This window comes from Microbacterium sp. UMB0228 (genome assembly GCF_002871415.1).
Classification (GTDB): domain Bacteria; phylum Actinomycetota; class Actinomycetes; order Actinomycetales; family Microbacteriaceae; genus Microbacterium.
Map to the genome: position 1 here is coordinate 34,373 of NZ_PNFU01000002.1, position 20,683 is coordinate 55,055.

15 protein-coding genes are annotated in these 20,683 nt (G+C 71.0%); 8 read left to right on the plus strand and 7 right to left on the minus strand.

Going from position 1 to position 20,683, the window contains the following annotated elements; genetic code table 11:
- Window positions 1-85: 85 nt before the first annotated feature.
- Both CJ226_RS04355 and CJ226_RS04360 read right to left on the minus strand, forming a co-directional pair.
- Window positions 86-1,408, minus strand: a complete 1,323-nt coding sequence (locus tag CJ226_RS04355; protein ID WP_102208440.1) for a GAF domain-containing protein — start codon at window positions 1,406-1,408, stop codon at window positions 86-88.
- A gap of 82 nt (window positions 1,409-1,490) precedes the next feature.
- Window positions 1,491-2,057: a TetR/AcrR family transcriptional regulator gene (locus CJ226_RS04360; protein ID WP_102208441.1), complete on the minus strand. Its 567-nt coding sequence runs from the start codon at window positions 2,055-2,057 to the stop codon at window positions 1,491-1,493.
- A gap of 70 nt (window positions 2,058-2,127) precedes the next feature.
- Here CJ226_RS04360 and CJ226_RS04365 point away from each other — a divergent pair, with 70 nt between their 5' ends.
- From CJ226_RS04365 to treZ, 5 genes are all read left to right on the plus strand, one after another.
- Window positions 2,128-2,697 carry a dihydrofolate reductase family protein gene (locus tag CJ226_RS04365; RefSeq protein WP_102208442.1) on the plus strand — a complete coding sequence of 190 codons (570 nt, stop codon included), beginning with the start codon at window positions 2,128-2,130 and terminating at the stop codon, window positions 2,695-2,697.
- Window positions 2,698-2,802: 105 nt separating this feature from the next.
- Window positions 2,803-3,087, plus strand: a complete 285-nt coding sequence (locus CJ226_RS04370; protein WP_025102837.1) for a hypothetical protein — start codon at window positions 2,803-2,805, stop codon at window positions 3,085-3,087.
- A complete protein-coding gene (gene glgX / locus CJ226_RS04375; RefSeq protein ID WP_102208443.1) occupies window positions 3,084-5,258 on the plus strand; it encodes a glycogen debranching protein GlgX in 2,175 nt (724 codons plus the stop codon). Before CJ226_RS04370 ends, glgX begins: the two co-directional genes overlap by 4 nt.
- Window positions 5,255-7,603 carry a malto-oligosyltrehalose synthase gene (gene treY, locus CJ226_RS04380; RefSeq protein ID WP_102208444.1) on the plus strand — a complete coding sequence of 783 codons (2,349 nt, stop codon included), beginning with the start codon at window positions 5,255-5,257 and terminating at the stop codon, window positions 7,601-7,603. The genes glgX and treY overlap by 4 nt, the downstream gene beginning before the upstream one ends.
- A complete protein-coding gene (treZ, locus tag CJ226_RS04385; protein WP_102208445.1) occupies window positions 7,600-9,342 on the plus strand; it encodes a malto-oligosyltrehalose trehalohydrolase in 1,743 nt (580 codons plus the stop codon). The genes treY and treZ overlap by 4 nt, the downstream gene beginning before the upstream one ends.
- Before the next feature lie 88 nt (window positions 9,343-9,430).
- On the opposite strand, the gene CJ226_RS04390 is transcribed toward treZ, so the two are convergent.
- Complete coding sequence (locus CJ226_RS04390; protein WP_102208446.1) at window positions 9,431-10,858, minus strand: CCA tRNA nucleotidyltransferase; 1,428 nt, start codon at window positions 10,856-10,858, stop codon at window positions 9,431-9,433.
- A 244-nt stretch (window positions 10,859-11,102) separates the two neighbouring features.
- Here CJ226_RS04390 and CJ226_RS04395 point away from each other — a divergent pair, with 244 nt between their 5' ends.
- Entirely contained in the window at window positions 11,103-13,661 is a 2,559-nt protein-coding gene (locus CJ226_RS04395; protein ID WP_102208447.1) for a metallophosphoesterase family protein, read from the plus strand.
- Window positions 13,662-13,785: 124 nt separating this feature from the next.
- Window positions 13,786-14,430, plus strand: coding sequence for a hypothetical protein (locus CJ226_RS04400; RefSeq protein ID WP_102208448.1), 645 nt, complete (start codon window positions 13,786-13,788; stop codon window positions 14,428-14,430).
- Window positions 14,431-14,556: 126 nt separating this feature from the next.
- On the opposite strand, the gene CJ226_RS04405 is transcribed toward CJ226_RS04400, so the two are convergent.
- Window positions 14,557-15,366, minus strand: a complete 810-nt coding sequence (locus tag CJ226_RS04405) for a PrsW family glutamic-type intramembrane protease (protein WP_180964531.1) — start codon at window positions 15,364-15,366, stop codon at window positions 14,557-14,559.
- A gap of 122 nt (window positions 15,367-15,488) precedes the next feature.
- On the opposite strand from CJ226_RS04405, the gene CJ226_RS04410 reads away from it, so the two are divergent.
- Complete coding sequence (locus CJ226_RS04410; protein ID WP_102208450.1) at window positions 15,489-17,252, plus strand: alkaline phosphatase family protein; 1,764 nt, start codon at window positions 15,489-15,491, stop codon at window positions 17,250-17,252.
- A gap of 82 nt (window positions 17,253-17,334) precedes the next feature.
- Here the strand turns inward: CJ226_RS04410 and CJ226_RS04415 are convergent, their stop codons facing one another.
- From CJ226_RS04415 to CJ226_RS04425, 3 genes are all read right to left on the minus strand, one after another.
- On the minus strand, window positions 17,335-17,985 hold the full coding sequence (locus CJ226_RS04415) for a dihydrofolate reductase family protein (RefSeq protein WP_102208451.1): 651 nt from the start codon (window positions 17,983-17,985) through the stop codon (window positions 17,335-17,337).
- A gap of 97 nt (window positions 17,986-18,082) precedes the next feature.
- A complete protein-coding gene (locus CJ226_RS04420; RefSeq protein ID WP_102208452.1) occupies window positions 18,083-19,141 on the minus strand; it encodes an LLM class flavin-dependent oxidoreductase in 1,059 nt (352 codons plus the stop codon).
- Between the two features lie 28 nt (window positions 19,142-19,169).
- Window positions 19,170-20,678, minus strand: coding sequence for a methyltransferase (locus tag CJ226_RS04425; protein ID WP_180964532.1), 1,509 nt, complete (start codon window positions 20,676-20,678; stop codon window positions 19,170-19,172).
- Between the last annotated feature and the right edge of the window lie 5 nt (window positions 20,679-20,683).

A 20,683-nucleotide genomic window follows, 5' to 3' on the forward strand; every position in this document is an offset into this window, starting at 1 on the left:
CGCAACGTTGCAGCCGGTTGCACCCGTTCGAATCGCGCACTGTGCTGCATCCGCGGCCGAAATGGAGCCAATCGGGCGATTCGAATCAGGTGAGGCGCTCGATCCGGGTCACGAGGCCGGCACGACGCGGCGAGCGCGCCGGCAGCATCTCCAACGCGAGCCGCAGCACCTCCCCGTCCTCGCTCCCCTCGGGAGTGTCCGCGTAGGCGAGCAGCACGTCCAGACTCGCGCCCGACAGCATCACCTCCCGCAGCGCCGCCCGGACCGAGTCACGGAACTCCTCCACGCCGGGCGAGGCCGACTCCGGCAGCACCGGCCCCCGATACGCCGTCAGAGCGACCCGGTGCGCCCCGCGATCCAGGAGGGAGAGCACGTCGTGGGCGTCGGTCTCCAGCGGCACCGGAAGACGATACGGGCGGGACTCCGGCACGAGGTTGGGAGCCGCCCGCTCCAGGACCTTCCGCAGACGCACCATCTCCGGCCGCAGGGTGTCCGGCGAGACGCCGGGGCCGTAGACGAGCTCGGCGAGCCGGTCGGCGGAGAGCCCCTGACGGTGCACGGCCAGCATCAGGAGGATGGCCGCGTGCCGGGCGCTGAGCTCGGTGACCGCCTCCTCGTGCGCCGACACGGTCTCCAGCCGGGCGCGGTCGCGTCCGAGCACGTGCAGTCGCGCGCGGGCGAGGGGTTCCGGCGGCGTCCTGCCGGGCAGTCGTCGAGCCGGAGGCTCCGCCCGTCTCTGCAGCCGGGCCACGAGGAGCTCGGACTCGACCGCTCGCGCCGTGGCGTCGACGAGCAGTCGTGCCTGCGGAGTCACCACCTCCGGCCCCCCGGTGATGTCGATCACGCCCAGGACCCGCTGCGTCTCCGGGTCGCGTACGGGGGCCGCGGTGCACGACCACGGGTGTACCAGCCGGTTGTAGTGCTCGGCCCCGCGGATCTGCACCGATCGTTCCAGGGCGAGCGCGGTGCCGGGAGCGCTCGTGCCGACGACGTCCTCCGCCCAGTTCGCGCCGGCGACGAACCCCATGCCCTCGGTGAGGGACCGCAGCTGCGCGTCCCCCTCGATCCACAGCAGGCGCCCGGCCTGGTCCCCGACGGCGATCACGACCCCCGAGTCCTCGGAATCGCCGGGAAGCAGCAGCGCCCGGATCATCTCCATCGCGGAGGCGAGCGGATGGGCCAGGCGATAGGCGTCGAGCTCGTCCTCGTGCAGATCGAGCGGCGGCAGTCCCTCCGGCCCGACGCGGCGACGCCAGGACCTCTCCCACGACTCGCGCACGAGCGGACGCACTTCTCGGAGGCGGTGATCGTCGAGATTGCCGGCGATGAGCTCCTCGTGCGCACGCTCGACGAGGAGGCGAGACGCCGTCGGCGACGCCTCCCGCGGATCGTGCCACGTCGCAGACACGCGTTCTCCGTTCCTGGAGCCGGGAGCGTGCCCTCAGTGTACGAGCAGGATCGACCGGGCGGAACAGCAGCCGGGGCGGCGGTCAGGGCAGCAGCCCGGCCACGAGATCGTCGATCACGTCGTCGGTCGAGGTCTCCGGGTCGATCGGGGTGGTGAGCCGGTCGAGCAGCAGACCGTCGATCGCGTAGTGGAACAGGGCGATCTCCCGTCGGCCCCCGGGGAGACCCGCCCGGGTGTTGAAGGCGACGTCCGCATCGAAGCCGGCCCGTTGCCAGGCGCCGAGCACGGCGGCGAGCTCGGGACGGCGTGCACTCTCGAGCCGCAGTTCGAAGAGGGCGAGGGTCACGTCGCGATCAGCGGTGAGGCGGCGCACGATGTCCCGGATGTAGTCGGCGAAGAGCTCCCGGCTCGGCGTGATCTCGGCCCTCCGCTCCAGGTCCTCGGGCGTCGGAGCCAGGCGTTCCCCGATGCGGTCGACGAGACCCTCGATCAGCGCCTCCCTGCTGCGGAAGTAGTTCGACGTCGTGCCCGCGGGGACCTCCGCCTCGGCGTCGACCGCGCGGTGTGTGAGCCCCCGGGATCCCTCGCGGGCGAGCACCGCCAGCCCCGCATCCGCGATCTGCCGTCGTCGCGGCTCGTTCCTCGCCATGCCGCCACCCTAGCGCAATCACTACGACTGTTGTACTCTCAACCGCAACAGATGTAGTGATTGGAGACCGATGCGAGAGCTCGTGTACTACGCCGCGGTGACCCTGGACGGGTTCATCGCCGGTCCGGACGGGGAGTTCGACGCCTTCCTCGTCGAGGGCGACCACATGGACGGCATCCATGCCCGCTTCGCCGACACCCTGCCGACCGTGGCCGCCGAAGCCCTCGGCATCCCGCAGCGCAACGATGTGTTCGACACCGTGTTGATGGGCAGGAACACCTACGAGGTGGGCGGGCTCGCGAGCCCGTACCGGCACCTGCGGCAGATCGTCTTCAGCCGCACCCGCACCGCCGAGGCCGAGAACCTCGAGGTGACGGCCGAGGACCCGGTGGACGTCGTGCGGCGCCTCAAGTGCGAGGAAGGCGGCGCGATCTGGCTGTGCGGCGGCGGCTCTCTCGCGGCGACGCTGGCCGACGAGATCGACCGGCTCATCCTGAAACGGCAGCCGCTGCTCTTCGGATCCGGGATCCCGCTCTTCGGCGACCGCCCCTACCGTCCCGAACGGTTCGAGGCCGTGGAGACGACCCCCTATGAATCGGGCGTCGTGGTGACGGAGTACGTGCGAGAGTGCGGCGAGTGATCCCGTCGTCATCGGGTGCATAGCCGGTCGACGCCCGGTTGGCAATACCGTTCTCGAATCCGTTCCCGGTTCCTATCGTGGTCCCATCACGAGTCAGGAGGCGCCATGAACGTCCACACCCCCACCAGCACTGGCTCCTCGCAGCGCGCCGACGCGGCCCACCCCGCCGCGATCGAGCCGGCCTGCGAGCGGATCGACTTCGACCGGTACGTCGTCGCGCACGACGCTCCCGTCGGGTACATCGAGGTCGTGCCGCCGCTCTATGTCTGCTACCTCGGACACCCGTATCCTCGGGCTGTGGAGATCGCTCAGGTGTACGACTACGACCATGCCGTCAGCATCGTCAGTGCCATGGCCGCGGGTTCGCGCGACCACGCCCTCGCCGGATGAGCCGCGAGGTCTGGCCCGGGTCCGCCTACCCGCTGGGGGCCACCTTCGACGGGCAGGGCACCAACTTCGCCCTCTTCAGCGAGGGAGCGGAGCGCGTGGAGCTCTGCCTCTTCGACGCGGACGGCACGGAGACGCGCGTGCCCCTCACGGAGGTGGACGCCTTCGTCTGGCACGGCTACCTGCCCACGGTCCAGCCCGGGCAGCACTACGGCTATCGGGTGCACGGCCCCTACGACCCGGCCCAGGGACAGCGGTTCAACCCGAACAAGCTGCTCCTCGACCCGTACGCGAAGGCCGTCGCCGGCGAGATCGACTGGGGTCAGTCCCTGTTCGGCTACGACTTCGGCGACCCGGATTCCCGCAACGACGACGATTCCGCGGCCGCGATGGCGAAGGGCGTCGTCGTCAGCCCGTTCTTCGAGTGGGGCGGCGACCGGCCGCTGAAGACGCCGTACGCCGAGACCGTCATCTACGAGGCCCATGTGAAGGGGCTCACCCAGCGGCACCCCGAGGTGCCGGAGGAGTTGCGGGGGACCTACGCCGGCATCGCGCACCCGGCGGTCGTCGAGCACCTCCAGCGCCTCGGCGTCACCGCCCTGGAGCTGATGCCCGTGCACCAGTTCGTCAACGACTCGGTGCTGCAGGACAAGGGCCTGTCGAACTACTGGGGCTACAACACCCTCGGGTTCTTCGCCCCCCACAACGTGTACGCCGCCGGTGGCCAGGACGGTCAGCAGGTGCAGGAGTTCCGTGCCATGGTGCGCGCGCTCCACGAGGCCGGCATCGAGGTCATCCTCGACGTCGTCTACAACCACACCGCGGAGGGCAACCACCTCGGTCCGACGCTCTCGATGCGCGGGATCGACAACGAGGCGTACTACCGGCTCGAAGAGGACAAGCGGTACTACACGGACTACACCGGCACGGGCAACAGCCTGAACGCGGGCAACCCGCACGCCCTGCAGCTGCTCATGGACTCGCTGCGGTACTGGGTGACCGAGATGCACGTCGACGGCTTCCGCTTCGACCTCGCGGCGACCCTCGCCCGCGAGTTCTACGACGTCGACCGCCTCGCGGCGTTCTTCGAGCTCGTGCAGCAGGATCCGATCGTCTCCCAGGTGAAGCTCATCGCCGAGCCGTGGGACATCGGACCCGGCGGCTATCAGGTGGGCAACTTCCCGCCGCAGTGGACGGAGTGGAACGGCAAGTACCGCGACACCGTGCGCGACTTCTGGCGCGGGGAGCCGCAGGCCCTCGGCGAGTTCGCCTCGCGCCTCACCGGCTCCGCCGACCTGTACGAGCACTCCGGCCGACGACCCGTCGCCTCCATCAACTTCGTGACCGCGCACGACGGCTTCACGCTGCGCGACCTCGTCTCCTACAACGAGAAGCACAACGAGGACAACGGCGAGGACAACAACGACGGCGAATCCCACAACCGCTCCGACAACATGGGCGCGGAGGGGCCGACCGAAGACATCGACATCAATCGCCGCCGCGCGCGTCAGCAGCGGAACTTCCTCGCGACGCTGCTGCTCTCGCAGGGCGTGCCGATGATCTCCCACGGCGACGAGCTCGGCCGCACGCAGCACGGCAACAACAACGGCTATGCGCAGGACAACGAGCTCACCTGGATCGACTGGGAGGCGGCCGACCTGCCGCTCGTGGAGTTCACGGCGGCGGTCGCCCGGCTCCGGCACGACCATCCGACCTTCCGCCGCAGTCGCTTCTTCGACGGACGCCCGGTCGCGGACGAGGACGGCGAGCGCATCCCCGACGTCGTGTGGCTGCGACCGGACGGCGCCCGCATGACCCCGGAGGACTGGGACTCCGGCTTCGGCCGGTCTGTCGGCATGTTCCTCAACGGCCGCGGGATCCGCGAGAACGACCGGCGAGGGCGACCCGTGGAGGACGTGAACTTCCTCGTCTACTTCAACAGCGGGGACGAGCCCGTCGACCTCGCCCTGCCGGACGATCGCCACGGCGCGGAATGGCTCGTCGCGGTGGACACCGCCGGCGAGCTGGGCGACCGGAACCTCCGCGCCCGCGACACCGTGCCGCTCGAGGGCAAGGCCATGCTCGTGCTGCAGGAGATCGACGGCGAGCCGGTCGACACCGACGACTCCGTCGACGCCTCGCTCCGCGCGCAGAGCGAGCAGGTCGCCTCATGACCGACAGGCCGCTGTCGACCTATCGCCTCCAGATCAGCGGCAGCTTCCCCCTCGAAGCGGCGGCCGATGTGGTCGGCTACCTCGCCGAGCTCGGCGCGTCCTGGACGTATCTGTCGCCGCTGCTGGCGGCGACGCCGGGTTCGAACCACGGCTACGACGTGGTCGACCACGCGCGAATCGATCCGGACCGAGGGGGCGAGGACGGTCTCGTCCGGTTCGCCTCGGCGGCGCGCACGGCCGGCCTCGGCATCCTCGCCGACATCGTGCCCAACCATGTGGGCGTCGCCGTGCCGCGGCAGAACCCGTGGTGGTGGGAGGTGCTGCGACTCGGCCGGAAGACCCGTCATGCCGCCGCCTTCGACATCGACTGGGACGCCGGCGACGGACGCCTCCTGCTCCCGCTGCTGGGCTCGAGCCCGGAGGAGGTCGTCGCGAACGGCGAGCTCGACGTCGACACCACCCCGGCCGCCGATGCGCCGGACGGGGTGCTGCGCTACTTCGAGCACGAGCTCCCGCTCGCCCCGGGTACCGCGGCGCTGGCCGACGACCTCCCGGCACTCCTGGCGGCCCAGAACTACGAGCTGCGATTCTGGGAGGACCAGAACACCGATCTCACGTATCGCCGATTCTTCGCGGTCTCCGAACTCGCCGGCATCCGGGTGGAGCGCCCCGACGTCTTCGCGGAGTCGCATCGGGAGATCCTCCGCTGGCTCCGGACCGGACTCGCGGACGGGCTGCGGGTGGATCATCCGGACGGCCTCGTCGACCCCGGTGCGTATCTGGAGCAGCTCGCCGACGCGACCGGGCGCGCGTACACGCTCGTGGAGAAGATCCTGGAGCCCGGCGAGGCCCTCCCGGCCTGGTGGCGCACCGACGGCACGACCGGGTACGACGCGCTGGCCGAGCTCGACCGGCTGTTCGTCGACGCGGAGGGTGTTGCGGCGCTGGACCGGCTGGACGCCCGGCTCCGCGCGGAGACCGGCCTCCCGGACGCGCTCCCCTGGCACGACCTCATCCACGACACGAAGCGGATGATCGCCGACACGCTCCTGGCGGCGGAGGTGCGCCGCCTGGTCCGCACTCTCCCCCACGGGATCGTGCACGCCGACGACGCCCTCGCCGAGCTCCTCGCCTGCTTTCCCGTGTATCGCTCCTATCTCCCCGAAGGCCGCGAGCACCTGTGCGCCGCCTTCGCGGAGGCCCGGCGTCGACGCCCCGACCTCTCCGCCGCCTTCGCGGCGCTCGAGCCGCTCCTGATCGACCCCTCGCTCGAGGTCGCGCAGCGGTTCCCGCAGGTGAGCGGCGCCGTGATGGCGAAGGGCGTGGAGGACACCGCGTTCTACCGGTTCACCCGCCTCGGGACGCTGACCGAGGTCGGCGCCGATCCGTCGATCCCCGCCCTGTCGGTCGAGGAGTTTCACGACGCGCAGCGGGCACGACTGGCCGCCTGGCCGCACTCGATGACGACGCTCTCCACTCACGACACGAAGCGCTCGGAAGACGTGCGGGCGCGCCTGTCGGTGCTCTCGGAGATCCCGGAGCGGTGGGGCGAGGTGCTGGCGGAGCTGCGCGCCGTCGCGACCACCGGACACGGTCCCCTCGACGCGCTGATCTGGCAGGCCGCCGTCGGAGCCTGGCCGCTGCCCTCCGACCGGCTCCTCGCCTATGCCACCAAGGCCGCGCGCGAGGCCGCCGAGCGGACCACCTGGCAGCATCCGGACGCGGCCTTCGAGGAGGGTCTGGCCGCGATCGCGCGATCCGTGGAGGGCGACGCCGCGCCGATCCTCGACCGGTTCGTGGCGGAGATCGTCGATGCGGGCCGTTCCAACTCCCTCTCCGCCAAACTGCTGCAGCTCACCGGTCCCGGCGTGCCGGACGTCTACCAGGGCACCGAGCTGTGGGACCTCTCGCTCGTCGACCCCGACAACCGTCGACCCGTGGACTTCGCTCTGCGCGCCCGGATGCTGCGGGAGCTCGACGCGGACCACGCCCGCGGTGTGCTCCCGCCGATCGACGACTCCGGTGCCGCGAAGCTGCTGGTGACCTCGCGGGCCCTGCGACTGCGGCGGGACAACCCGGAGCTGTTCCGCTTCTACCGGCCGGCCGTCGTCGAGGGCGCGGCCGCCGACCACGCCGTCGCCGTGCACCGCGGCGGCGCGACCGCCGTGGCCACGCGGCTGCCGGTGACGCTGGCGCGCCGCGGCGGCTGGGGCGACACCGTCCTGATGCGGCCCGAGCTGCCGGGGACCGATCTCCTCACCGGTCGGCGGATCCCGCCCGGACCGGTGCGGCTGGCGGAACTGCTCGACACGTATCCCGTCGCCCTGATCGAGCTGGCCCGATGATCTCGGTGTGGGCGCCGAAGGCGCGTCGTGTGCGGGTGCGACGCCTCGACGCCGCGGGCACGATCGTGGAGGAGCGCGAGCTCACGGCGACCGCTGAGGGGCACTGGACCGCTGACCTCGCCCTCGCAGACGGCGAGCGCTACGGGTTCCTGCTCGACGACGGCGACGACCTGCGTCCGGACCCTCGCTCACGGCGGCAACCGGACGGTGTGCACGGCGCCTCGGCGGCATTCGACCCCGCGGCCTTCGCCTGGACCGACGCCTCCTGGACCGGACGGCAGCTCGCGGGCGGGCTGATCTACGAGCTGCACCTCGGCACCTTCACGCCGGAGGGCACGCTGGACGCGGCGATCGGCCGCCTGGCGCATCTCGTCGACCTCGGCGTCACCCACGTCGAGCTGCTGCCCGTCAACGCCTTCAACGGCGCCTGGAACTGGGGATACGACGGCGTGCTCTGGTACGCGGTGCAGGAAGAGTACGGCGGTCCTGCGGCCTACCAGCGCTTCGTCGACGCCGCCCACGCACACGGGCTCGCCGTCGTGCAGGACGTGGTCTACAACCACCTCGGTCCGAGCGGGAACTACCTCCCCCTCTTCGGTCCGTACCTGCGCGAGGGCGAGAGCAACACGTGGGGCGACTCGGTGAACCTCGACGAGGACGCGGTGCGGGAGTACATCCTCGACAACGCCCTGATGTGGCTGCGCGACTTCCACGTCGACGGACTCCGCCTCGACGCCGTGCACGCCCTCCACGACCGGCGGCCCGTGCACCTGCTGCGAGAGCTCTCCGAACGGGTGGACGCCCTCTCCGCGCAGCAGAATCGGCCGCTGACCCTCATCGCGGAGTCGGACCTCAACGACCCGACGCTCATCCTGCCGCGGGAAGCCGGGGGCTACGGGCTCACGGCGCAGTGGTCGGACGACTGGCATCATGCCGTGCACGTCGCGCTCACCGGGGAGACCGCCGGGTACTACGCCGACTTCGCCGCGGCCGAGGCGGTGGCCAAGGTGACGGAGGGCGGGTTCTTCCACGACGGCACCTTCTCTTCCTTCCGCGACCGTCCGCACGGGTCCCCGATCCCGGCCGAGGTGCCGAGCTGGCGGCTGGTGACCTTCGCGCAGGACCACGACCAGATCGGGAACCGCGCGGCCGGGGATCGGCTCTCCGCCACGCTGTCCCCCGATCGGCTCGCGGTGGCCGCCGTCCTCACGCTGACGGCCCCGGGCACCCCGATGCTCTTCATGGGCGAGGAGTGGGGCGCGACGACACCGTGGCAGTTCTTCACCGCCCACCCCGAGCCCGAACTCGGCCGCGCGGTCGCCGAGGGTCGCACGGCGGAGTTCGCCCGCATGGGCTGGGATCCGGACGCGGTCCCCGACCCGCAGGATCCCGACACCTTCCGCCGTTCGCACCTCGACTGGGCGGAGGCCGAGGCGCCGGTGCACGCCCGGCTCCTGGCGCTGTACCGCGACCTCGCCCGACTGCGGCGAGCGCGACCGGAGCTCACCGACCCGGACTCCGCGCACGCGGCGGTCGAGGTCCGGGAGACGGACGGCCGCCCCGAGCACCGCGTCTACCGCATCGATCGCGGAGGAGTGTCCGTGCTCGTGAACCTCTCCCCCACCCCCGCAACGTTCGCGGTACCCCCCACGTCGCAGCTCCTCCTCGCCACCGCCGCCCTGACGAGCACCCCCTCGTCCCTGACTCTCCCCCCGGACGCCGCGGCGATCATCAACTGAGGTTGACCCACCCCTCTGCGGTCCTCCCGGCCCTCTGCGTGCGTCCGCAAGGGGCCGGGGTGCGCGGAAGGGGGTGGGTCGGCAGGAGTCAGCCGCGCGAAGCCCACCACTCGCGGAGACGCTGCTCCGCGACGTCCTCGCCCAGCACGCCCTCGTCGAGGCGCAGATCGAGGAGGAACCGGTACGCCTCGCCGACCTCCCGGCCCGGAGAGATGCCGAGGACCTCCTGGATGCGGTTGCCGTCGAGCTCCGGACGGATCGCGTCGAGCTCCTCCTGCTCGCGAAGAGCCGCGATCCGGGACTCGATGTCGTCGTAGGCGGCGGCGAGCCGAGCGGCCTTGCGCTTGTTCCGCGTGGTGACGTCGGCGCGCGTGAGGATGTGCAGCCGCTCCAGCAGGTCCCCGGCATCGCGGACGTAGCGGCGCACGGCGGCATCCGTCCACGCCCCCTCCGCATAGCCGAAGAACCGCAGATGCAGCTCGATCAGGGTCGCGACGGCATCCGTGGTCGCCGAGTCGAAACGCAGGGCCTGCAGCCGCTTGCGTGCCATCCGTGCGCCGACGACGTCGTGGTGGTGGAAGGTCACCGCGCCACCCGGCTCGAGCTTGCGCGTGCGGGGCTTGCCGATGTCGTGGAGCAGAGCCGCGATCCGCAGCGGCACATCCGCCGGGGCCCCGGGGTTCCTGGCGTGCTCGAGCGCGATGGCCTGACGGAGCACCGTGAGCGAGTGCTCGTAGACGTCCTTGTGGTGGTGGTGCTCGTCGACCTCGAGCTTGAGGGCGCTGACCTCGGGGAGGAACTCCTCGATGAGTCCGGTCTCCACCAGCACCCGGATGCCGCGGACGGGGTCGGCGGTCTGCATGAGGCGCACGAGCTCGGACTGCACGCGCTCCGGGCTCACGATCGTCAGGGTCTCGCGGAGCTCGGTGATCGCCCGCTCCGTGTCCTCCTCCACCGTGAAGCCGAGTTGCGCGCTGAAGCGGGCGGCGCGCAGCATCCGGAGCGGGTCGTCGCCGAACGACACCCGGGGATCCGTCGGCGTCCGCAGCACGCCCGCCACGAGGTCCTCGACCCCGCCGGTCGGGTCGACGAGCTTCACCGCGGGCACCTGGAGGGCCATCGCGTTGACCGTGAAGTCGCGGCGGAGGAGGTCGCCGTCGATCGAGTCGCCGAACTCCACGGTGGGCTTGCGCGTCACGCCGTCGTAGCTGTCGGCGCGATAGGTCGTGATCTCGACCTGCTCGCCCCGCACCCGGGCGCCGATGGTCCCGAAGGCCCGGCCGATGTCCCAGTGCGCGGAGGCCACCGGCTTCACGATCGCGAGGATCTCGTCCGGCGAGGCGCTCGTCGTGAAGTCGAGGTCGTGCGTCTCGCGGCCGAGCAGCGCATCGCGCACCGGGCCGCCGACGACGGCGAGCTCGAAACCGGCTTCGTCGAAGGCCTCCGCGAGAGTGCGGACGACGGGATTCTCGGCGAGCGCGCCGAGACGGGCGAGGCCGTCGGCCATGTTGAGCATGGGTTCCAGCGTACCGGCCCGCTTTCCACCCCTCCCGGACCGGGCACGACTTCGGAGCTTCCGGCCGACGCGCCGGCTCCGAGCCGGTACCCCCGGCGTGTCTCGGGCGATCTCCGAAGCTGTGCCCGCCCGCGACCGCGTTCACCTCCCCGTCGCCTCGATGTCAGACCGCGGTCATCCGGCTCCGCTGGGCTGGGGGCGCCCCGTGCGGCTGAGCACGGACACCCACCCACGAAGGACTGACATGACCTCCCCCACCCCTGCGGTGCGGTGGCGGCGTCGCGGACTGACGTCCGTCGCGCTGCTCGCCGTGCTCGGCGGCGCCGTCGTCGCCCCCGCGGCCCTCGCCGCCCCCGATCCCGAGGTACCCACCGGATCGCTCGTCACCGGCGACACCCCCTGGCACTACCTCGACGACGGCTCCGACCCGTCCCCCGCCCCGGCCGCGCTGCGCGACTGGACCCTGCCGGCCTACGACGACAGCGCGTGGAAGACCGCACCGGGCTCGTTCGGCGCCAAGGGCGGGAAGCTCGCCCCCGTCGGCCCGCAGACGCCGAAGACGCTCCTCAACCACTACCTCGACGGCACCGCGGCCCCGACCGTGCCCACCTACTTCTTCCGGACGACGTTCGAACTCGAAGCCGGCGTCGCCGAGCAGGTCGCCGCTCTGCAGAGCACCATCACCTACGACGACGCCATCATCGTCTGGATCAACGGCGAGGAAGTCGCGCGCTACGTCGACGGCCGCATCACCGACACCACCAACGTCGAGTACGCCGGCGACTCCAACGGTGACCCGCTGACCAGCACGTTCAGCGCCGAGGGCGACCTGCTCCGTGACGGCACGAACACGATCGCCGTGTCGCTGTTCCAGGACCGCGCGTCCAGCTCCGACATCTACTTCGACATGTCGTCGCTCACCCTCGTGAAGGCCTCCGACCCCGGCACGCCCGTGGTCGCCCCGCCGACCCGCGTCATCCTCACCCCGACCGAGAAGCCGGAGGTGTCGCAGTCGTTCTCCTGGCTCGCCGGCGACGCCTCGCACACGGTCGGCCAGGTCGAGATCGGCCTCGCGACCGGTGGTGCCACCCGCACGGTCGACGCGTACGACGCCGGTGTCGTGAACGGCAACCCGAACAAGCACTTCTCGGCCACCGTCACCGACCTCACCCCCGCCACGGCGTACCGCTACCGGGTGGGTCTCCCCGGGAGCTGGAGCGACTGGTACGAGTTCCGCACCGCCGACCCGAAGGCGAGCGACTTCCAGTTCATCTACTACGGCGACGCCCAGATCGGTCTCGACACCACCTGGCCGAGCGTCGTGAAGCAGGCCGAGGCACACGCTCCGCGCTCGATCGGTTCCGTGCACGCCGGCGACCTCATCAACACCTCCAGCAACGAGAACGAGTGGCTGAACTGGTTCCAGGGCATGAAGGACTCGGCGGTCCGCACCAACGTCATGGCCGCCCCCGGCAACCACGAGTACTCCGGCGACAAGCTGCTCACGGCGTGGAAGGCCGCGTTCGAGTACCCGCACAACAACCCGTCGACGAGCTCGATCGGCGAGCTGGCGGACCTCGCGAAGGGCGACTCCGAGGTGGCGCAGCAGTACCGCGCGTTCTTCGACCACTGGAGCTCGTTCGCCGCCGAGACCGCGTACTACACCGACTACCAGGGCGTCCGTTTCATCACCCTGAACGCGACCCGCGACACGACGTTCCTCACCCCGGCCGGGCTCCCGTCCTGCACGGGCGCGGACTGCCCGTCGTCCCAGATCGGCACCCTGTGGACGCGCTTCCAGGCCGCCTGGCTCGACCTGCTGCTGCAGAACAGCCCGTCGAAGTGGAACGTCGTCACATTCCACCAGCCGGTCTTCTCGGCCTCGGCCGGTCGTGACGAGCCGGTGCTCCGCGCGGAGTGGCTGCCCGTCTTCCAGCGCAACGACATCGATCTCGTGCTCATGGGCCACGACCACACGTACGCCCGCGGCTACGTGAACACGGATGCGACCGAGACTCCTGGCCTCACCACCGGCCCGGTCTACGTCGTGTCGAACTCCGGCGCGAAGCACTACGACCTGGAGACCCCGGAGAAGAACGTCTGGACCAACAACGGCGCCACGCAGGTGCTGCGCGGTCAGGGCGTGACGACGTACCAGGTGATCGACGTCTCGAAGAACCAGCTCGTCTATCGGTCGTACCTCGCCGAGAAGCAGCCGGACGCCACGACCGACCTCCCCGTCGGCGCCGTCTACGACACGTTCACGGTGAACAAGTCCGACGCCGGTGAGAAGTGGGTCACCGAGGCCGGTGTCACCCCGCCGGTCACCGAGGAGCCGGAGCCCGAGAAGCCGGCGACGGTCGAGCTGGGCGCGTCCTCGGTCACGGCCGGCGGCACGCTCACGGTGTCGGGAAGCGGCTTCGCGGCCGGCGCCGATCTCGCCCTCGAGCTGCGATCCGACCCGGTCGCGCTCGGTACGGTCACGGCCGCGGCCGACGGCACGTTCTCGCGCACCGTCACCATTCCCGCGGCCACCCCGGCGGGGACGCACACGCTCGCCGTGATCCTCCCCGACGGCACCGAGGTGACGGCCTCCCTCACCGTGACCGCAGCGGCCGGTGGCGGAGCGGTCGTCCCCGGTGAGAGCGGCTCGGGTGGCGCAACCGATGGGGACCTCGCGACGACCGGTGCCGACAGCATGCCGTTCGTCATCGGGGCCGTCGTGCTGCTCGCCGCCGGCCTCGGCCTGTTCGCCCTGCGTCGCCGCCGTACGACTACGGTGGAGACGGTCGAGGCGGAATAGTCCGCCAGCGGGCGTCGTCCGGGGTTCTCTCCGGGCGGCGCCCACTCTTCGCCCGCGGATGCCCCATCGATAACGGTTCGGACTCCGTCCGCTGGCCGATCCGCGTTCACACTAGGCTCAAGCCATGCCGCACCGCTCTCGGCTCGTGATCGTTTCGATCGCAGCTGCACTCCTGGGCTTCGCCCTCACCGCCTGCGCGCCCGAGACCACGGAGGGCGGTGCACCGTCACCGTCGCCGTCGCCGTCGCCCATCGCCTCTTCCCCCGCGACCCCCGCAGACCGTGTCGTGGAGATCTCGGTTGACGGCCTCTCGATCGATGGCGGCCCCGTACTCGCATACGACGACGCCGACGACGCCCTCGCGGCCCTCACCGATGCGTTCGGATCGGCGCCGACGGAGGCGCCCGTGGAGGGCCCGTACGGCGCCGTATACGCCGGGTACGACTGGCCGGGGACGAAGGCCACGGTACGCGACACCCGTATCGACCTGGTGGTGTCGGCAGACGCGCCGGGAGTGATCGTCCGGACTCCGGAGGGTATCGGCATCGGCTCGACGCGCGCTGAGGCGATGGACGCAGGGGCCGTGGACGGGTGGGATGAGGACGGTGACGGCGTCGCCGACTACCTGAGCATCGGCGTGCGGGAAGTCTCCGGCACCTCCTCGCTCGTGAAGCCCGGTGAGGTCGGTGTGGAGTATGTCGACCTCAAGATGACCGGCGATATCGTGAGCCGCCTCAGCACCGGTGGCAACGACTACAGCGACATCTGAAGCACCCGCGACGCCGCCGCGCGTCCGGGCACAGCTTCGGGGCCGGGGCTCGACTCGCCGTCGTTCAGCCGCCCATGGCGGCGTGTCGGCCGCGATCTCCGAAGCTGTGCCCCCTGACCAGGCGGCTCAGGTCCGGCGACGAGTCAGGACGAGACGGAGGGTCACGGCGAGGAACGTCGACACCAGGATCCAGCCGAAGGCCGTGCCCAGGGACGTGAAGAACGAGACCTGATCGGTGGCGCCGGCCACGTTCCCGTAGTTGATCGCGCCGTGCGCCCCGATCGCCACCAGGAGCCCGGCGAGCGCGAGGAGCGGGCGCGACCAGGCACGTCGGGCGTCGAGAGCGAGACCGAGCGCCGCCCCGGTCCAGATGGTGAGCGCGGCGTGGGTGGGCAACGTCAGGGTGCGGACGATCCACGTCGCGATGCCGGAACCGAGATCGTTCGCCGCGATGTCCGCCGCGATCGCGGAGGCGTCCTCCACCGCTGCGAAACCGACGCCGACCAGGGCCCCGACCATCGCGCCGAAGAGCACGCCGCGCAGCCCGATCCGCCGTGCGAGCAGAAGGATGAGCAGCACCCCGAGGCCCTTCCCCACCTCCTCCACGACGGGCGTCAGCACCCACATCGTGGGGATCGCCTCCCGGAGGATGCCCTGATCGTCCACGTACATCGCCTGCTCGGCAGACCACGCGCCGATCCCGGTGGCGAGGAGCACGGCCGCGCCGGCGCCCCAGGCCACGGCGAGCAGCGAGGACGTCCACGACCGCGCACCCCGCGGAGCGATCCAGCGGGCGACGAACGTCGTCACGGCTGCCGCGGGCAGAACGGCGGCGAGACACAGGAGGAAGACGGGACCGGTTTCGATCGCGAACAGCACGATCGCGAGTGCCAGCGGGAGGAGGAAGACGGCGAGCACCACGGGGCGGCGAGTCACGAACGAAACGGTTTCGGAGGGGACGACCGCGGAATGCACTCCCCGATCCTTCCAGACCCGTTCCGCGACATTCCGGGGACACCGGAATGCTGCACGGGCCCGCGCGGTCATAGGATCGCGGCATGGTCGACGACGACGAACCCTCCGGCGCCTCTCCCCGCGACCCCTCTCGGCGCGGATTCCTCACCGTGGGCGGTGCCGCCCTGGCGGGAGCGGTGATCGGGGGCGCGGGAGGAGCGGCGATCGGAGCCTCCGTCGCCGGAGCCGGCGGCCGGGACGGTTTCGCCGATGACCCGGATCCGTTCGCCGCACTCACGCCCCGTTCGGAGCCCGGTTTCGATCACGTGGTCGTGGTGATGGGCGAGAACCGCTCCTTCGACAACCTCCTCGGCTACCTCTACACGGCCGACACGCTGCCGGCGGGCGAGACCTTCGAAGGTCTCGCGTTCGGCACCCACAGCAACACCGCCCCGGACGGCACGGTGGTCGAGGCGCACGTCTACCGGGGCGACACGGACCGCATCATGAGCCTCCCCGACCCGGACCCGGGTGAGGAGTACCCGCACGTCAACACGCAGATCTTCGGCACCGTCGATCCGAAGACCAACGCCGACCTGTTCGTCGACGAGATGACCACGCCCTTCAATGCCCCCACCCACGGGGAGAAGGCGACGATGTCCGGGTTCCTCGAGGACTACATCATCAACTTCCGTCGACTGCGCGACGGGAAGGAGCCGAGCCTGGACGAAGCGCGGCACATCATGGGCTCGTTCTCGCCGGAGATGCTCCCGGTGCTCTCCACCCTCGCCGCCGAGTTCGCCGTGTTCGACCACTGGTACGCGGGAGTGCCGTCCCAGACCTTCTGCAACCGCTCCTTCTTCCACGCCTCGACCTCGCACGGGTTCGTGACGAATCAGGGTGGCGGCGGTTACCGGAAGTGGCTCGACGCCCCGGCCACACCGACCGTGTTCAACCGCCTGGAAGACCGCAAGGTGAGCTGGCGGATCTACATCGACAAGCTCCAGCTGGTCTCCTTCACGGGGATGCTGCATGCGGCGGTGCTCGAGAAGTACTGGCGCACGGATCATTTCGGCACGATGGAGGACTTCTACGCCGACGCGAAGAACGGCACCCTTCCGGCTTACGCGTTCATCGAGCCCCGGATGGTCTACGACCACAACGACTTCCATCCGCCTTTCGGGAAGCCGCGGGAGAGCGTGGTCGACGGTGAGCCCGTGTTCGACAGCGCCATCTCCGATGTGCGGGCGGGCGACCGGCTCATCCATGACATCTACGAGGCCGTGCGCACGAGCGCGACGCCCGGCGGCTCGAACGCCGTGAACACCCTGCTGCTCATCACCTTCGACGAGCACGGCGGCTGTTACGACCACGTGCCGCCGCCCGCGGCCACGAAACCCACGAAGGACGCCGGCGCCGGGGAGATGGGCTTCACGTTCGACCGGCTCGGCTGTCGTGTCCCGGCGATCGCGGTGTCGGCGTACACGCGGCGCGGCACGATCATCCACGACGAGATGCACCACGGATCGGTCGCGGCCACGCTGTCGCGCCTGCACGGCCTGGAGCCGCTGAACGACCGCGATCAGTCGGCCAACACGCTGCTCAACGTCGTGAACCTCGACAAGCCGCGGCACCCGGCCGACTGGCCCGTGACCACACCCGCGTACACCCCGCCAAATCCCGAGGGCGGCACCCCGCAGCCGAACGAGGCGGATCACCTCAAGCCGCTCACGCCTCCCGCCCGCGGCCTGCTCGGGCTCCTCCTCGCCCGGTACGGCGCGCCGGGTGAGAAGGAACCGGAGACCTTCGCCGACGCGTACCGGCTCCTCCACGAGCACGGCGAGGAGCTGTTCGGCCCTCCGCTCTGACTCCGCACTTCCGCACGAGGTCGCAGAGCTTCCGGGAATCCCCCGCGACCCCGGTGCGACTCTGCGACCGCGCGCCGGTGCCTCAGCCCTCGCGGGAGAACGTGATGTGGGTCACCCCGGACTCCGCGACCTCGGACGTCACGCGATAGCCGGCCTCGAGGCCACGCAGGTCATCCCAGAGTCGGATGCCGCTGCCGGTGAGGATGGGGGTGATGCCGACATGCAGATCGTCGACGAGCCCCGCACGCAGGAACTCCCGGACCGTAGTCGCCCCGCCGCCGACGCGCACGTCACGCCCTCCGGCGACGGCCACGGCTTCCTGCAACGCCTCCTCCGGGGTCGCGGAGAGGAAGCGGAAGCTCGTGCCGTTCGCGAACTCGATCGGCGGGCGCGGCGTGTGCGTGAGGACGAACACCGGCACCTCGAACGGCGGCTCCTCGCCCCACCAGCCGCGCCACTCCGGGTCGTCCGGGTTCGCGTGGAGCCCGAACATCCCGGCACCCATGATCTCGGCGCCGATGCCCTGGAAGTACTGCGCCGCGTACTTCTCGTCCACCCCGGTGGTGCCCGCGCCGCTCGTGTCGTGGAAGACGCGCTCCTGGAAGGTGCGGGTCGCCGTGTAGGCCGCAGTGAGTCGTCCCCAGTCCTCGCCGAAGGGGTTCGCGGGGGTCTGGTCGGTCGTCGTGGCGAAGCCATCGAGGGTGATGTTGAGGTCGACGCGCACGCGGGTCATGGTGCCTCCGAAGCGGTGGGGACGGGCGCCGGTCGGCGCACCGTCCCCAGCGTCGGGCGTCCCGCGGCCGCTGTCAAGAGCCGGCCGCCGTGCCGGATCAGACCACCGGGTCGCCCTGGACCGGACCCTCCGTGTTGGGCTTCCACCCGAGGGCCGGCGCCACGTGCTCCGCGAACGCCTCGAGCACGTGGAGGTTGTACTCCGGTCCGAGCTGGTTCGGGATCGTCAGCATGAGGGTGTCCGCGGCCATGACGGCCTCGTCCTGTCGGAGCTGCTCGATGAGCACATCAGGCTCCGCGGCGTAGGTCTTGCCGAACGTGGAGCGGAACCCGTCGATGATGCCGATCTGGTCGGCGTTCTCCTCGCTGCGCAGCCCGAAATAGGCGCGGTCCCTATCCGACACGAGCGGGAACACGCTGCGGCTGACCGAGACCCGCGGCGACCTGGTGTGACCGGCCTCGCGGTAGGCGGAGCGGAACAGCTCGATCTGCTCGCGCTGCAGCTCGTGGAACGGCTGCCCCGTGGCCTCGGTCACGAGCGTCGAGCTCATCATGTTGAGTCCCTGGCGTCCGGTCTCCTCGGCCGTGGCGCGCGAACCCGAACCCCACCAGATGTGGTCGCGCAGCGTGGGCGACTGCGGCTCGATCGCGAGGTACTGTCCCGCGCCCACCATGCGGGGGTCGCCGGGGGCGAGTCGCTCGCCGTCGATGGCCCGCAGGAAGATCTCGAACTTCTCCCGTGCGAGCACGCTGCCGCGCTCCTGATCCTCCTCGTCGCGGAAGCCGAAGGTCTCGTAGCCGCGCAGCGCCGTCTCGGGTGACCCACGGCTCACGCCGAGCGCGATGCGCCCGTCCGCGATGAGGTCGAGTGCGGCCGCCTCCTCCGCGAACTGGAACGGGTTCTCGTAGCGCATGTCGATCACGCCGGTGCCGACCTCGATCCGCTCGGTGCGCGCAGCCATGGCCGTCAGCAGCGGCATCGGGGACGCCGCCTGACGGGCCCAGTGGTGCACGCGGACGTAGGCGCCGTTGACGCCGAGCTCGTCCGCGCCCTCCGCGATCTCGATGGTCTGCTTCAGCATGTCGCCCGCGGTGCGGGTCGCCGAGCCGGGCACGTCGGCGTAGTGACCGAACGAGAGGAATCCGAAAGCCTTCATGGTGTATTCGAACGCATGGAAGCCGGGACTATTCCCCCGGGAGGAGGAAGCCGTCGAGCACGAGTCCCCGGATGCGCGGCTCGAGCTCCGCCCACAGCTGCGGGAAGGGCACCTCGAAGAGGTCGGCGAGGGCGGGGGCGATCTGCAGCACCTGGAGCTCCCCGTCGCAGGCGCCGACGAACCCGGCGAGCGCGGGATCCACCGCGACGGTCCGCGCGAATCCGCCGCCCTGACGCAACTCGATCACGCTCGGGTCGTCGTTGCCGGGAAGCAGGTGTCGCGCCTCCGTGACGTCGGGGGCCACGACGAGCGTGTCGGGCAGTCCCTCGGCGAGCGCATCGTGAGCCGCGAGGCCGAGAGCGAGCGCCGCCCCCACGTTCGCCACGGGCTGCGAGACCCGCTCCGACCGCCGCAGCGGCTCCCCCTGCCCCCGGCGGAGCAGCACGTAGCCGAAGCCGATCGCGGTCACATTTCGCGCCGCGAAGTCGTCGAGCCACGCGGTGAGCAGCGGAGTGAACGCGGCGTCGCGTGGCGTGATGCCGCCGTCCCTGATCCAGAGCTCGGCGTACGCGAGGGGCGACAGCTCCTCCCGCTCCACCACCCACAGGTCGAGGTCGGCGGGCACCCACGCGTCCAGCCGGGCGAGGCCCGTGATCCCCGTGCGGGACTCCCAGTTGCCGAGAAGCTGGGCGATGCCGCCGGGGGTGAGATGGGCCGGTGCCGTGCGCACGAACTGCTCGACCAGCGCGTCGCCGACGAGACCGCCGTCGCGGTACTCGTAGGCGGGGACGCCCTCGGTTCGGGGGGTGATCACGAACGGCGGGTTCGAGACGATGAGATCGAACGCCTCCCCGGCGACCGGCTCGAACATGCTCCCGTGGCGGAACTCGATGTTCGTGACCCCGTTGAGCTGCGCGTTCAGCGCGGCATAGGCGAGAGCACGGCGGGAGACATCGGTGGCGACGACCCGGCCAGCCCGCCGCGCCACGAGGAGCGCCTGGATGCCGCACCCCGTGCCGAGGTCGAGCGCACGATCCACCGCGAGCGGCACGACGGTCTCGGCGAGCGTGCGCGAGGCCCCGCCCACACCGAGCACGTGATCGGCGGGCAGCGGGCCGTCGAGGGCGACCTCGTCCAGATCGCTCGCGATCCACCACTCCCCGACCCCGTCCTCGTCGACGAACGACTGCGGGCGCAGCAGCGCGATCGGCGTCACGGAGTCGGGGTCGATCCTCGCCAGCCCCAGGGCCTCCAGACCGTCCACGCCGAGGGTGGGCAGGGCGCGCTCCACCGCTGCACGGGGCTGCGGAAGCCCGAGCACCAGGAGACGTCCGAGGGTCGCGAGCACGCCCTCGTCCCCGGCGATCGCCCGCAGGATGGGTTCGCGCAGGCCGCGGGCGAGGGCATCGTCCGCCTCCTCTCCCCAGAGGCGACGCAGGGGCTCGGATCGGAGGTCGGCGGCGTCGAGATCCGCGGCGAACGCGGCACTGCGGAGCGGGTCGGGATGAGGGGCGGGGGTGTCGGACACGGCCGTCACTCTAC

What these genes read in the sequence shown, in the direction of transcription:
- CJ226_RS04360 (WP_102208441.1), bottom strand. Translation starts at nt 2,057, where the DNA reads ATGGCGAGGAACGAGCCGCGACGACGGCAGATCGCGGATGCGGGGCTG.
- glgX (WP_102208443.1), top strand. Translation starts at nt 3,084, where the DNA reads ATGAGCCGCGAGGTCTGGCCCGGGTCCGCCTACCCGCTGGGGGCCACC.
- CJ226_RS04390 (WP_102208446.1), bottom strand. Translation starts at nt 10,858, where the DNA reads ATGCTCAACATGGCCGACGGCCTCGCCCGTCTCGGCGCGCTCGCCGAG.
- CJ226_RS04400 (WP_102208448.1), top strand. Translation starts at nt 13,786, where the DNA reads ATGCCGCACCGCTCTCGGCTCGTGATCGTTTCGATCGCAGCTGCACTC.
- treZ (WP_102208445.1), top strand. Translation starts at nt 7,600, where the DNA reads ATGATCTCGGTGTGGGCGCCGAAGGCGCGTCGTGTGCGGGTGCGACGC.
- CJ226_RS04395 (WP_102208447.1), top strand. Translation starts at nt 11,103, where the DNA reads ATGACCTCCCCCACCCCTGCGGTGCGGTGGCGGCGTCGCGGACTGACG.
- CJ226_RS04410 (WP_102208450.1), top strand. Translation starts at nt 15,489, where the DNA reads ATGGTCGACGACGACGAACCCTCCGGCGCCTCTCCCCGCGACCCCTCT.
- treY (WP_102208444.1), top strand. Translation starts at nt 5,255, where the DNA reads ATGACCGACAGGCCGCTGTCGACCTATCGCCTCCAGATCAGCGGCAGC.
- CJ226_RS04415 (WP_102208451.1), bottom strand. Translation starts at nt 17,985, where the DNA reads ATGACCCGCGTGCGCGTCGACCTCAACATCACCCTCGATGGCTTCGCC.
- CJ226_RS04420 (WP_102208452.1), bottom strand. Translation starts at nt 19,141, where the DNA reads ATGAAGGCTTTCGGATTCCTCTCGTTCGGTCACTACGCCGACGTGCCC.
- CJ226_RS04370 (WP_025102837.1), top strand. Translation starts at nt 2,803, where the DNA reads ATGAACGTCCACACCCCCACCAGCACTGGCTCCTCGCAGCGCGCCGAC.
- CJ226_RS04365 (WP_102208442.1), top strand. Translation starts at nt 2,128, where the DNA reads ATGCGAGAGCTCGTGTACTACGCCGCGGTGACCCTGGACGGGTTCATC.